Source organism: Bacteroidota bacterium, assembly GCA_026391695.1.
Classification (GTDB): Bacteria; Bacteroidota; Bacteroidia; order Bacteroidales; family JAGONC01; genus JAPLDP01.
Genome location: JAPLDP010000086.1, coordinates 58,689 through 73,540 on the forward strand (window position 1 = coordinate 58,689; position 14,852 = coordinate 73,540).

Consider the following 14,852-nt stretch of genomic DNA (forward strand, 5'->3'; position numbering starts at 1 on the left):
ATTTATTTACAGATCTGCGATTCTTTATGAAATTTTAACAGATAAGTGATTTTACATTATTTTTGTACGCCATAATCAGGCCAGTACCCGGATTATTCATATTAAATAACTTAAATTCATCCACTTTTGAAGAACATATTTACTCTTATTGCTTTATTTTGAACATCATCCATTATTTGAATAAGCAACCAAATCAAACCCTTAGAAACATTTTGAAAAAGCTCAGTTTTATTTTCTCATTGACTTTTATATCACTAATTGCCATTGCCCAGCAAGTAGCCCGCGACAAGGTGGTCGTTGAAATCGGCACCGGCACATGGTGTCAGTTTTGCCCGGGAGCAGCACTGGGTGCTGATGACCTCATTGCCAATGGTAAACAGGTAGCTATCATCGAATATCACAACGGTGATGCCTATGCAAATGCCTATTCCAACTACCGCAATGATGTCTATTACGCTTTGACCAGCTATCCCACAGCGCATTTCGACGGTGTTTTGGAGGTTGTCGGAGGATACCAAACCCAGAGCATGTACTCCTACTATCTCCCAAAATATAACCAGAGGATCGCTATTGCTTCTTCTTTCACTCTGGATGTTCAGGGTGTTAATTCAGGATTAATTGATTTCGACATTACGGTCACTGTTGAAAAAGTAGCATCTGTTTCCAGTACTAACATGGTTCTCCATATGGTGCTTACACAGTCGGACATTGCTCAGAACTGGCAGGGGCTTACAGAGCTGAATTATGTTGAACGACTGATGATTCCCAACCAGTATGGTACTGCGCTGAACTTTGGCAGCGGCAATACGCAGGTTGTAAATAAATCGTTCTCGCTGAATCCATCATGGATACCTGAAAACTGCGAACTGGTGGTTTTCGTTCAGGACGTGACATCCAAAGAGGTGCTGCAAGGCACAAAGAAGAACCTGATGGATTTTAATGCAGCCTATGCCTATGATGCTTCAATTATCGGGCTTGATAACATTGGACAGGAAAATTGCACCGGGAAGCTTTCCCCTATAATTACTATCCGGAACAATGCTAATGACCCTCTTCTATCTCTCGGTCTTAACTATAACGTGAATAATGGTCCTTTGAGTACATATGCATGGACTGGGAACCTTAGCTATCCCCAGACAGAAGCCATCACACTTCCTGAAATCAGCTTTGATGTCCAGCCCAACAATACTATTCAGATTTATTCTGATTATCCAAATGGTAATCCTGACCAGTATCCGAACAATGACACCATTGGCATCAGTTTCGTTTCTGCCAATGCCTATATGGGGCCTATATATCTAAATCTCAGACTTGATGGTAAACCCGAGGAAACGACCTATGAGGTTATCAACTCATCCGGAGATATCCTCTATTCAAAGGGGCCGTTCCCGGGACAGGCAAATCATTTCCTGAAAGATACATTCAATTTAGAATCTGATTGTTTCGCCTTTATCATTCATGATACAGGTGGAGATGGCATTTGTTGTGGTGAAGGTATTGGATTCTATAGACTTTTTGATGATTATGATATACTCCTTCGTCTGGGCCAAGAGTTTGGTTCAATGGAAATAACCCAGTTTTGGACGCTTATTGATGCAATAAGGGATGGATCAGTTGCCAATGAGCTTAACATTTATCCCAATCCATCCCATGGTTCAACTGCTCTGTCATTCAGCCTCAGGAAAACAGAAACGGTTAAACTGGCTGTTTATAACCTCATGGGAGAAATGATTCTTGAAAACAACCCTGGCAGCCTTCCGGCAGGTGAGCACACAACCACAATAAACAGTGATGAACTGCAGCCCGGCATCTATTTTATCAGGCTTGTCATAGGTGAAAAGGTTGTGACTAAGAAGTTCTCTGTTATAAAATAGTCCTCCGTGACCCTTTGTGGTTATTTATTATAACCACGAAGTAACACAGAGGTGCACAGAGGCACACAGAGATTTTTAATGTTATCCAGAAGATATTCTTCTCATGCTTTATTAATTCCGAATTCAGGGAAATATTTCTTCTGAAAAGCCAAGGCGACGTTAACCAGCCCGATCATCACAGGCACTTCGACCAATGGACCGATAACCGCTGCAAAGGCTTCGCCGGAGTTGATCCCGAAAACGGCCACAGCCACAGCTATTGCCAGCTCAAAATTATTGCTTGCCGCTGTCAGCGAAATGGTCACGGTTTTGGCATATCCTGCTCCTGTTCTTTTTCCCATGAAAAAGGAGACAAGAAACATCACCACAAAATAAATGATCAATGGTATAGCTATCCTCACAACATCAAGGGGAATTTTTACAATATACTCGCCTTTAAGCGAGAACATGACGACAATAGTAAAGAGTAATGCAATGAGTGTGACAGGACTAATTTTCGGAATAAACCGTCTTTCATACCATTCTTTACTTTTGATCTTTAACAATGTAAAGCGGGTGATGATGCCCGCCAGAAATGGAATGCCGAGATAAATAAAAACGCTTTTGGCAATTTGTCCGATCGTGATGTCCACGGTAAATGTCTTAATTCCCAGCCATGACGGAACTAAGGTGAGGAAAACGTAAGCATAAAAGGAGAAGAAAATTACCTGGAAAATTGAATTAAATGCGACCAGGCCGGCAGCATATTCCCTGTCGCCCTTGGCCAGGTCATTCCATACGATGACCATGGCTATGCACCGTGCCAGGCCAATGATAATCAGCCCCGCCATATACTCGGGATAACCCCTTAAAAAAATGATGGCCAGAAGAAACATCAGAACCGGCCCGATAAGCCAGTTTTGTATCAGGGACAAAAACAGTATCTTATAATTCCGGAAAACATCGCCCATTTCTTCATATCTGACTTTTGCCAATGGCGGATACATCATGAGGATCAAGCCAATGGCAATAGGAATATTAGTTGTTCCCGACTGGAATTGTCCCCAGAAATCCTTTATCAGAGGAAAGAAATAACCTGAAAAGACGCCGACGAACATCGCCAGGAATATCCATAATGTGAGGTACCTGTCAAGAAAGGATAATCTTTTTGTAATGGATGCCATAATTGTCAATCTTTTAAATGTTCCTGCAAAAACTTATTGAATTGGATTTCTATCTGATCGCGTATCTCTCTGTAAACAGCCATTGTTGCCTCCTCACTGCCGGCGAAATCAGTCGGATCTTCAAATCCAATATAAAGCCTGTGCTTTACCTGACCTGTAAAAACCGGGCATGTTTCTTTCGCATGGTCACATACAGTGATGACGTAATCAAATGGCTGTGATGTGAATTCATCAACATTCCTAGGCCGGTTCGTACTGATATCAATGCCCTTTTCTTGCATCACCCTGACAGCATAAGGGTTGATCTCTGCAGTGGGTTCAGTCCCGGCAGAAAAGACTTCCAGATTTTTTTTAAAGGATTTTAAAAATCCTGCCGCCATCTGGCTGCGGCAGCTGTTACCGGTGCAAAGTATAAGAATCCTGATATTCATTTTTACATATAAATGTAAGTTTATAAAAGAAAAATAATGGAATAATAGATGCCGACACCAATGAATAATGCAGCAACCACGATCCTGAACCATTTTTCGAAGACCCTGAGTTTATTGTAAAAACTGCCTATACTTGATATACTGTATGCAAGGAGCCATGCAATGATGATGACAGGTAAGCCGGTGGCAACAGCAAAAACCAAGGGGAGATAAAGGCCTGATGGGCTGGTAATGGTCATAGGTATCAGCATTCCAAAATAAAGCACCCCGCTATATGGACAAAAGGCCAGTGCAAAGATGATCCCCAGGAATAAGGCACTCCAGCTTCTGTTTTTTCCACTCACTTGCTGGAATTTATCTGCCCATTTACCTGAGCCCGGAAGCTTGATCCTGATCACATTAAGCAACAGTATTCCGAATATGATGAGCAAAGGTCCCAGTAGTTTCTCACCATAAATTTGAAAAAATCGGGCAACGTGGAACTTACTGGCGCCAAAATAAAGTATCAGTCCTAAAGAGGTATAACTGATTGCGCGGCCCAGGGTATACAACAAACCATTTATGAAGATTTTTACCCTGTTATCAATGTCTTTGCTGATGTACCCTATAGCTGTAATATTCGTCGCCAGCGGGCATGGGCTGATAGCGGTCATCAATCCCAGCAGAAAAGCATAAACAACCGGAATAGTTGTGTTATCCAGCAACGATTGCAAAGAGTGCATACTATTTCAGCATTTCAGTAATTTTATCCTTCAGGCCCCCGATAAACTTTTCGCGTTCATTCCGTGAATAAGAGAAAGCAAAATTGGTCATATCCTCTTTTATTTCCTTTCCGTCAGCAATTTTTATCAAAAGCAATGTAGATCCATATACCTCGTATTTCTCGACAAGGCTTTTATTCTCCTTATCATCAAAGTTCAATATTTTCAACCTGATCGTTCCATTGTCCAATTCATTTTTGAAATACGTATCAATAGTATTGATCGTATTTTCCTCGATTGAGAGACATGTTGGACATCGGTATGTACCATGGAAATAATAAACCTCCAGAACAGGATTATTATTGCCTGGAACACTAATAGAACCGACCGTCACCAAACTGAAACAGCTGAACAACATCAGACTTATCAAAATCAAAAACTTTCTCATATGCTATAATTTAATGTTTAATATTTCATTTTTCATCCTTCATATTTCATCCATTAAATTTCCCTGCCGATAATCTCTTTTAGTTCTTTCACCGAAGGTACACGACCTGACACAACGACCTTTTCATTAATGATCAATGCGGGTGTGCGCATTACCCCATATGACATGATCTTCATGATGTCCTCTTCTTTTATAACAGGGGTGTTCATTCCCATCTCGTCAAGTGCTTTAAGGGTCAATTTTTCGAGATTTTTACAATTGGCACAACCGGTACCTAAAACTTTTATTTCCATAATGATACAATTTTATAATTCTTAATGATCAATAAATTCAGAAAACAACTTTTGAGCGATAGCCCAATTTTCCCTGTTGATACAATACTTTACTTTGGGAGGCTCGATATTTCCCTGAATAAGGCCGGCTTCCTTTAATTCATTCAGATGTTGTGAAACTGTAGCCTGGGCAATAGGAAGTTCTTTCAGTATTTCACTGAAGCAACAAGTGTCGAGTGAAAGCAGATGTTTCATAATAACAATTCGAGCCGGATGGCCCAAAGCCTTTGCAAATCTGGCTATTTGTATTTCATTATCAGTATATGCAGTGCTTGCGGGATGTGTCATATTCCTTTTATTAAAAGATAAAGTTAAATAAATAGCCAACAATCATGATACCAATGGCAACAATACCTATAAAAGTGAAAATCAACGGGTATTTAAGCACTTTTTTAAGAATAATGATTTCCGGAAGTGATAAACCGATTACCGACATCATGAATGCCAGTGAGGTACCCAGAGATGCTCCTTTTTCTATTAATACGGACACGATCGGGATTATGCCCGCAGCGTTTGAATATAAAGGTATGCCTATTAACACCGATATGGGAACGGAATACCATACCGATTTGCCCATAAGCGATGCCATGAAATTTTCAGGAACATAACCATGGGCAAATGCTCCGACTACAATTCCAATAGCAATATAAACCCAAACTTTTGATACGATTTCCTTTACTGCATTTTGACCATACTGAATCCTTTCCGAAAATTTCAATTTTTCCTCGGCATCTGCACTTCCGCCAAATTTTGTAACATATACCCAATCTTCAACCCATTTTTCAAGCCTCAGTTTTCCTATCACCCAGCCTGAAAGAATAGCTATTATCAGTCCCATCCCGACATAAATAAAGGCTGTTTTCCAGCCAAACATTCCGAATAACAGGACAACTGCAACTTCGTTGATCATCGGTGCTGCAATAAGGAACGAAAAGGTTACACCAAGAGGTACGCCTGATTCGACAAATCCAAGGAATAAGGGAATGGCTGAACATGAACAGAATGGCGTCACAATGCCTAAACCTCCTGCCAGAATGTTGCCGGTGAAATGCGATTTCCCTTCCAGAAATTTGCGTGTGCGCTCAGGAGAGAAATATGACCGGATGATACCAACGAAAAAAATGATCAGGGTCAATAGAAGGAGCACCTTAGGAAACTCATAAAGAAAAAAACGTAATGCCTCTGTCAGGCGTTTTCCTTCTAACATTCCGAAGGCATCATAAACAATAAAATCTGTAAGAGGTTTCAGATACCGGTATAAAATTATCCAGACAGGCAAGAGTAAGAGAGGCAGTAATAATCTGAGACGGTCACTCCGAATTACTTTCATGAATGAAAAAGCAAAATTTTAGTTTATCGTATATCGCAAAAATACGAACAATATCAAATTCAAAAAAATTTGGACAAATTTTTACTATTTTGAATGTTTCAGTGAAGAAATGCGGGATAAAATGAAGCTTACTCCATTTTATACTAAACCATTTAGTAAAGTATCATCAACTTTATTTGGAATGGTAACTATAAGACTGGATTCCTGCTGCATGGCCCGTAGTATGGATGAAATGGCGCCTTCATTCCGTGCCCAGCTGCGGCGTGCAATGCCGTTATTCACATCCCAGTGGAGCATCATTTTAAGCCGACGGGTTGCATCATCAGTTCCATCCAGTACCATACCGAAGCCGCCGTTGATCACTTCACCCCAGCCCACACCACCACCGTTGTGCAGCGACACCCATGTTGCACCACGGAAGGCATCGCCAATCACATTCTGGACTGCCATATCAGCTGTGAAACGTGAGCCATCGTATATATTGGCTGTTTCCCTGAAAGGTGAATCGGTGCCCGACACATCATGATGATCCCTTCCCAGAACTATCGGAGCAGAGACTATCCCATCTCTGACAGCTTTGTTAAATGCTTCTGCTATCCTTATCCTGCCTTCCGCATCGGCATACAGGATGCGTGCTTGCGAGCCGACGACCATTTTATTTTTCCTGGCTTCGCGTATCCAGTGAATATTATCGTTTAATTGTCCAAGAATTTCGGGTGGAGCTATTTGGGCAATATCCGACAGAACATCAGCTGCAATACAGTCGGTGACCTCCAGATCCTTCGGATCACAGGATGTGCAAACCCATCTGAAAGGTCCGAAACCATAGTCAAAAAATAGTGGACCCATGATATCTTCAACATACGATGGATACTTGTACCTGCCATCTGGCATGAAAATATCGGCACCTGCCCTGCCCGATTCCAGAAGGAAAGCATTGCCATAATCCCAGAAATACATCCCCCATTCTGATACTTTGTTGATGGCCTTCACCTGTCGCCGTAAAGATTCCTGGACTTCTTCCCTGAACTTTTCAGGCTGCCGGGCCATCATTGCATTGGATTGATCAAAGGTGAGACCGGCAGGATAATAACCACCTGCATAGGGATTATGCAATGAGGTTTGATCGGATCCCATCTCGACATCGAAATCTTTGGAAACAAGCTTTTCCCACAAATCAACCACGTTACCCTGATAACCCAATGAAACAGCTTCTTTGTTTGTTCGTGCAGTGTGAATGCGGTCAATCAGCTTATCGAGGTTCGTGAACACCTCATCCAGCCAGCCCTGGCTGTGACGTGTTTTAATGGCTTTGGGATTGACTTCGGCGATAACACCGATGGCGCCGGCAATGACAGATGCTTTGGCCTGTGCTCCCGACATGCCGCCAAGTCCGGATGTGACGAATACCATTCCACTTATATCACCTTTTTTCAGCATGCGTGCTGCATTCATCACAGTGATGGTAGTGCCGTGAACGATGCCCTGCGGACCAATATACATGTATGATCCGGCTGTCATCTGGCCATACTGCGATACACCAAGTGCATTGAAGCGTTCATAATCATCTTTGGAGGAATAATTAGGTATGACCATGCCATTTGTGACCACCACACGGGGAGCTTCTTTATGGGATGGGAACAAGCCAAGCGGATGGCCGGAATATATGGCCAAAGTCTGCTCATCTGTCATCACAGCCAGGTATTTCATCGTCAGCAGATATTGCGCCCAGTTCTGGAACACCGCGCCATTGCCGCCATAGGTGATCAGCTCATGTGAGTGCTGGGCGACTGCTTCATCGAGGTTGTTGGAGATCATGAGCATGATGGCAGCAGCTTGTATTGACCTATGTGGGTAATCACTCAGCGGTCTTGCCATGATTTTATATTCCGGCCGGAAGCGGTACATGTATATCCTGCCGTGTCTCTTCAATTCTTCTGCAAACTCCGGAGCGAGTATAGCATGATGCTTTTTATCAAAATAGCGCAGTGCATTACGGAGAGCCAGTTTCTTTTCTTCAGATGTAAGAATATCCTTTCGGACTGGTGCGTGATTAATCTCAGGATCAAAGGGCTTTGGATGGGGAAGCCCATCAGGAATGCCCCGGAGGATCGCGTTCTGGAAATCGGTCAGGTTCATTGAAAATATAATTTGAGATGGAGTAAGAGGCAAAATTAAAAAATTATTGATGAATTAAATAGGCTATTAGCCCACGACTTAAGTCATAATCCCATGACTTAAGTCATGGGTGAGATATATAAATTCATTATCGCACGACCTTATTGAACTATTAGTTTACCTGATATGACGGAACCGTGTTGGCCGGTAAGGGTATAAATATAGATGCCGGGTTTCAGGATTGTACCCGGAAGGGGTGTACTTACAGAAGGCACATCCATTTCAGCCAATCTATTACCCAGAACATCATAGAATTCAATCAGGTACGGGAAATCCGTTCCATCTTCAATCTTTATGACAGCTTCATTATGCATGGGATTAGGAACGATCGTTACATGACACTCTCCGTCCAACATCGTGTTATCAATCCCGAGAATAACACTGGGATCAAGGGGTGTACCCCATATTTCCTCACCCTTTTGAAAAAATAATAATTGTCTTCTTTCTTCATTGAAACCGAAAACACACCAATAATAGGGGCCACCGCATCCCTGGATATACTCGTAGTCAGGAAAACAACCGTCCCACGAAATTTCAGTCCAGCAAGTGTCTTCATAAAATCCATACCAACCCGTAGAAGATGCGATTTTTTCAGTCCGGCCATTGGCTACATCCGGTTTGATCATTCTCATGAAATAGATGCCTATGTCATTGCCAGGGATCACGGATTCATCGGGCAGATAAGAAAAATCAATGGCTTCCTGCGAATTAAAATTGATCGTTTCAACAATGGTGTCGTTGTAAATATCGACAAAACTGGTATCGGTTGATTCACGGGAATGACTCATTATCCTGTGATATGTATAAAATACTGTATCCTCACCGGGAGAATTCATCTTATCGATCACTTTAAGGATAGCTAAAATGTTATCTGTCACATAATAAGGTGGCGAATTCGATGCGTGAAAATATTCAGATATGTGAAACTCATCGCCAACATCATAATCAATAACCTCTCTAAAGGTGATGTTCGTCCTGCCTATTTGGGGATTGCTCATACCACACAGCATGAACGATTCAAGGTAATCCTCGTTGGGCCATGAAGTCCACAGGTCGGGAAAAACAATGAAATTGACCAGTTGAATCAACCCATGCTCCTTACTGAGTTTTAATTGGTAATCATTGACAGGATGACTCATGGGATTACCCGAACCATCTTTCGCCTGGAATTGAATGGTTTTAACCGTATCGGTAATTCCAATGAAGGAGAGGGTATCGATTGAAACAACCGTGGCTTCGACATAATCATTATTATCAAATCGGTAACAAATCCAATTTTCATTTAAAACGGCCAGGGTGTTGATCTTGATGGTATCTTCATCGATGTTGAAAAAATAGTTATAACCGTCGGGATCGACAACAACGTACTTTCCAATCCATGAAGCACTATATGGACTATAGCACCACGGGAACTCCGTACTGAGGCGTATCGTACAAAAATTATGATAATATATGTTGGTTCCAATTGTTGTGACAGAATCGATACGGATGGCTTTAATGTTATTGGCCTGGTCGATGTAATCGAATTCCCCTCCCTCATAAACACATTGGTAATTTTGGGAAAGACAGTATGTAATCGGTGCTAAAATGAAAGTAAGAATGAGTGATGTCTTTTTCATGATTAGGATATAATTAGGGCGAAATAATCACAAATATAACACATTTTAACCTATTTATCTCACCCACGACTTAAGTCGTGGGTGATTTTTTATTATTCTTAATAATAGCATATAAGATCATTATTTTGTAATTTTATATCTTACTTGTATACAGATATCTTAATGAGATCTTTTATTACTTCATTGGTTATAATTTATACACTTATTAATTCCTATCCCCTTTTTGCAAATCCCGTCGACTCCCTGACTGCTAAAAAAATGGCCATTAATTTTTATTTTGAAAGGATAGACCAGGTTAGCAAGGTGGATTACTTTTCACTAAGGATTTCAAATTCATTCATTAAATATGCCGATGGAAGAGCTACTTATTATGTTTTTTCTTTTAGTGGTCATGGCTTTATCATTGTATCATCCGAAGATAACGTATACCCGGTTTTGGGTTACTCATTTGACAATCCCTATATCCCGGAAAATCAAAATATTGCCTTTACGGAGTGGATGAATAATTATGAGCAGCAAATCCTCAATGCAAGAGAAAAAGGACTTTCATCGACAAAAGCCATAAAAGATACCTGGGATTATTATTCGTCGGACACTTTTAATTCATACGGGTATCGTGTTAAATTGACAACAGTCAATCCTCTACTCACCGCAACCTGGAGTCAGAATAACTATTATAATGAGATGTGCCCGGCAGATTCAGCCGGTATTGATGGACATGCTCCTGCCGGATGTGTGGCAGTCGCCATGGCCCAGGTCATGTATTATTTCAGGTACCCTCTGAAAGGCACAGGCTCACACGGTTATGTAAGCCCAACCTATGGTCTTATTTCTGCCGACTTTGAGAATACGGAATACAAATGGGATCAAATGCTCAACTTTATTTACAATGAAAGCAATCCTGCCATTGCCGAATTGATATTTCATTGTGGTGTCGCTACAGATATGAATTACGGCTCTCAATCTTCGGGAACAACAACTGAGAAAACAGTTGATGCCCTGGTCACCTATTTTAACTACTCACCCGAAATCCTGTTTATCAAAAAAGACACCACTGAAAATTGGAAGGAACTTCTTAAAGACAACCTCGACAATCACAAGCCAATGATATACAAAGGATCCTATGGCTGGTCAGGACATTCATTTGTTTGTGACGGATACCAAGGTGATGATTTCTTCCATTTTAATTGGGGATGGAGCGGCGATTGTAATGGCTATTTTTATCTCGATAATCTTAATCCCGGTGGATATAATTTCACTTCTGATCAGAATGCGGTTATTAACATTTATCCACAAGGAGAATATCCTTATTATTGCGATGGTACGGATACCCTGAAAATGAAGTTTGGTTCTTTTGAAGATGGCAGCGGACCAAAGGATTATCCTGACAATTCAAGCTGCAGATGGCTCATCTCACCTGAAGATACATCGATCAATAATATCGAGCTGAAATTTACCTATCTTGACACAGAACCCGATCATGATTTTCTTACCGTTTATAATGGTGCAACGATTTCTGATCCTATTATCAGGACGTTTTCGGGTTCATCCATACCTGATGTAATAACTACAGAAAACAACAAGTTACTTTTGGTTTTTACATCTGACGACAGCACTACTGCTTCCGGCTGGCAGGCTACCTATTACGGCAGATCAGAGCCATTCTGCGATTCATTAACTACAGTTACTTCCCTTGCCTTATCCTTTGAGGATTGCAGCGGGCCATATCAATATACCAACAATACAGAATGCAAATGGTTAATCGCACCAAAAGATAATGAACATGATTCTGTTTCATCCATCGACTTAAGGTTTATCTCACTGAATACGGAGACGGATAAAGATGTTGTAACCATTTATAACGGTGCAACGGAAAATGATCCTGTGCTCGGCATGTTTTCAGGTCATACGACACCCCCACCTATGCAATCAACAGGAGATAAGATACTTATTAATTTCTCCTCCAACGACAGCATCACAGGAAAGGGCTGGAGGATTAAATACAACTCTGTGTTTCCGGTTTATTGCCATGACACAACATATTTGACTCGTGAAACTGATACTCTTGGCGATGGTAGCGGATTAAAAAAATATATTAATGACACCGAATGTTACTGGCTTATTGAACCGATAGATAAGAAGATTATTCAACTTAACTTCTTAAAGTTTGAATTGGAACACAATTATGACAAGGTTGAGATCTATGATCCCACCACAACTCCGGCTACATTGCTTGCACGATGCACAGGATTTGAGATTCCTGATCCGGTTGTTGCCGGCAATGGTAAAATGCTGATCCGGTTTTTGGCTGATTATTCCATAGTATATGACGGCTGGGAAGCTTGCTATACATCTTCAAATACCGGAATTGATAGGTGGGCAACGATTCAGGATCTCTCTGTTTTTCCTAATCCATCCAATGAAAAACTATTTCTTTCATTCCATTTAAGGGATGAAAAGGATTTGTTTATCAGGCTTATCTCATTAAAAGGTGAGGTGGTCTATTCGAGTGAATTTAAAAAGGCTGAAGGAAAATTCACTCGTATCATCGATGTTCATTCCTTTTCGAAAAACATCTATTTGTTGCAAATAATAACCGACAATGATCTAATATCCAGAAAGGTGGTTATAAAATGAAAATTTGTGGTATCAATTATACTCCGGTTTTTCTGCTGGCCTATCTAATGTTAGTGTATTCGCTGGCTATTGCCCAGGAAAAACCTCCGGTAGCTGCCAATGATTATGCCGCTACCTATGTCGAGTACCCCGTTACAATTAATGTACTTGTCAATGATTATGGTCAATATGGTCATACAATTAAAATTTTTGCGGTTTATGTACCTGGCAATGGAATTAAAAGTTTCAATGATAGCTGCATTACATATACATCCTACTTTTATTTTTCAGGAGTTGACACCATCAGTTACAAAATATTAGATGTTAATAATGGTTTGTTTTCTGAACTGGCTTATTTATATATCACCGTTGAAAATAAAAACTTCGCCTTCCTTGATATCAATAATTATAAGGCAAGGATAAATGCTTTCGGAGAACATTTCTGGGATTACAAATGGAATTCCGCAGAACCAGAATTACACTCCTGCGAAATTCCCAGAGGCAGTGGTAAAGGCACTTTATTTTCAACATCATTTTGGATAGGGGGTCTGGATGAGATAGGAAATCTACATTTGGCGGCAGAATGGCATCGGGGATTCCCTTACTTTTATTATAATTATTTTGATTTCAAACCAGGACCGGTTACTGATAGTATCTATTATTCAATCACTTATGACAGCCTATGGAATCGTGTATGGAAACTGAATAAACCAGATATCGATTATCATAAAGCTCACTGGTGGGAGGAAGACTATAATCCAATTGAAGAAATACGGACATGGCCAGGAAACGGCGATACTTCGATAGGTCAGGCTTCTCAGTTGGCTCCGTTTTTTAATCGAACTAAAGATGGATTATACAATCCTTTAGATGGAGATTATCCACTAATAAAAGGAGACCAGGCGATCTTTTTCATTTTTAATGATGACAGGTGTGAACATCAAGCCTCTTACGGAGAAAAATTAGGTATCGAAATTCATGGAATGGCTTATGGATTTGACTGCCCTCAAGACTCCTCTTTCTATAATTCAATATTTTTACATTATAATATTATTAACCATTCTCCAACAACTTACTATAATACTTATATCGGCGTCTTGACGGATATGGATATTGGTATCAGTGGAGATGATTATATCGGTTCAGATGTTTCGAGAAACTCATTTTTTGTCTATAACGGGACTTCGGTTGATGGCAATGGTGAAATTATTGCCTACGGGCTTAATCCACCTGCACAGTCCACCACAATTCTTGGAGGACCTTTTATTGATCCTGATGGTTCTGATAATCCTAAAACTGATTTGGATGGAAATCAGTTGTGTAATGAAAGCATAAATGGACTTAACTTCAATGATGACATCGTTGATAATGAACGGTATGGCATGACCGGATTTATAGGCCTGCAGAGTGATTTTTATAATTTATGGCCATATTTTGCTGATTCCTATTATTTATTATTAAATGGAATCTGGAAAGACTCAGTAAACGTGTTGTACGGTGGAAATGGTCGTCCGGAGGGAGGAGCTTATGGACCATCATGTCGTTTTATGTACCCTGGAACAACCGATGCATTAAACTGGGGCTGTGGATGTGTTTTGCCCAACGGACCTGTTGACTGGACACAAGAAACAGCCGGTTTAGTTCCTGATGATGTGGAAGGTGTGAGTATCATGGGGCCTTTTACTTTCAAGACTTCGGAAAAACAGGAACTCGACATTGCATTCGTGTTCGGCAGGGATTATATTAACCCAGACCAACATGCGGCAATAGAAGTTATGAAGCAACGCATAGATGTGATCAGGCAGGCGTTTCTGAATGATAGTACGCCATGCGGGAGCAGCTTTTCAGAGGTGGAACACAAAAAGGACATTTCAAAGCAGCCATACGTTTATCCCAATCCCGCACAGGATCATTTCATGTTGAAATATAAAACGATGTCCAATAAAACCGAATATGCTATTTATGATATCCTGGGAGAACAGTTACAGACCGGACAGCTTCAAGTTGGTAATTTGCATGATATTTCTATTGCCAATTTAATGAATGGCGTTTATATCCTTTGTATTCATGAGGGAAATGCTTTTTATACGACTAAAATCGTAAAACATAAATGGTGATTGTGCTTTATGATTAATCTTTGCCGAACATGCTTCTGAAGGT

12 protein-coding genes are annotated in these 14,852 nt (G+C 40.7%); 3 read left to right on the forward strand and 9 right to left on the reverse strand.

Going from position 1 to position 14,852, the window contains the following annotated elements:
• Positions 1-212 precede the first annotated feature (212 nt).
• Positions 213-1,874 (forward strand): T9SS type A sorting domain-containing protein, encoded by a 1,662-nt coding sequence (locus NT175_13385; protein ID MCX6235689.1) that lies wholly within the window; start codon positions 213-215, stop codon positions 1,872-1,874.
• A 101-nt stretch (positions 1,875-1,975) separates the two neighbouring features.
• Here the strand turns inward: NT175_13385 and arsB are convergent, their stop codons facing one another.
• From arsB to NT175_13430, 9 genes are all read right to left on the reverse strand, one after another.
• Complete coding sequence (gene arsB, locus NT175_13390; GenBank protein ID MCX6235690.1) at positions 1,976-3,037, reverse strand: ACR3 family arsenite efflux transporter; 1,062 nt, start codon at positions 3,035-3,037, stop codon at positions 1,976-1,978.
• Between the two features lie 5 nt (positions 3,038-3,042).
• A complete protein-coding gene (locus NT175_13395) occupies positions 3,043-3,468 on the reverse strand; it encodes an arsenate reductase ArsC (GenBank protein ID MCX6235691.1) in 426 nt (141 codons plus the stop codon).
• A gap of 20 nt (positions 3,469-3,488) precedes the next feature.
• Positions 3,489-4,190, reverse strand: coding sequence for an aromatic aminobenezylarsenical efflux permease ArsG family transporter (locus NT175_13400; protein ID MCX6235692.1), 702 nt, complete (start codon positions 4,188-4,190; stop codon positions 3,489-3,491).
• Between the two features lies 1 nt (position 4,191).
• Positions 4,192-4,617 (reverse strand): nitrophenyl compound nitroreductase subunit ArsF family protein, encoded by a 426-nt coding sequence (locus NT175_13405; protein MCX6235693.1) that lies wholly within the window; start codon positions 4,615-4,617, stop codon positions 4,192-4,194.
• Between the two features lie 53 nt (positions 4,618-4,670).
• Positions 4,671-4,910, reverse strand: coding sequence for a thioredoxin family protein (locus tag NT175_13410; protein MCX6235694.1), 240 nt, complete (start codon positions 4,908-4,910; stop codon positions 4,671-4,673).
• A gap of 21 nt (positions 4,911-4,931) precedes the next feature.
• Positions 4,932-5,237, reverse strand: coding sequence for a winged helix-turn-helix domain-containing protein (locus NT175_13415; protein ID MCX6235695.1), 306 nt, complete (start codon positions 5,235-5,237; stop codon positions 4,932-4,934).
• 10 nt (positions 5,238-5,247) lie between these two features.
• Complete coding sequence (locus NT175_13420) at positions 5,248-6,279, reverse strand: permease (GenBank protein MCX6235696.1); 1,032 nt, start codon at positions 6,277-6,279, stop codon at positions 5,248-5,250.
• A gap of 138 nt (positions 6,280-6,417) precedes the next feature.
• Positions 6,418-8,418: a urocanate hydratase gene (locus NT175_13425; protein ID MCX6235697.1), complete on the reverse strand. Its 2,001-nt coding sequence runs from the start codon at positions 8,416-8,418 to the stop codon at positions 6,418-6,420.
• A 140-nt stretch (positions 8,419-8,558) separates the two neighbouring features.
• Entirely contained in the window at positions 8,559-10,076 is a 1,518-nt protein-coding gene (locus tag NT175_13430; GenBank protein MCX6235698.1) for a T9SS type A sorting domain-containing protein, read from the reverse strand.
• Positions 10,077-10,238: 162 nt separating this feature from the next.
• On the opposite strand from NT175_13430, the gene NT175_13435 reads away from it, so the two are divergent.
• Positions 10,239-12,713: a C10 family peptidase gene (locus NT175_13435; GenBank protein MCX6235699.1), complete on the forward strand. Its 2,475-nt coding sequence runs from the start codon at positions 10,239-10,241 to the stop codon at positions 12,711-12,713.
• Positions 12,710-14,809 carry a T9SS type A sorting domain-containing protein gene (locus NT175_13440; GenBank protein ID MCX6235700.1) on the forward strand — a complete coding sequence of 700 codons (2,100 nt, stop codon included), beginning with the start codon at positions 12,710-12,712 and terminating at the stop codon, positions 14,807-14,809. Before NT175_13435 ends, NT175_13440 begins: the two co-directional genes overlap by 4 nt.
• Positions 14,810-14,852: the final 43 nt, after the last annotated feature.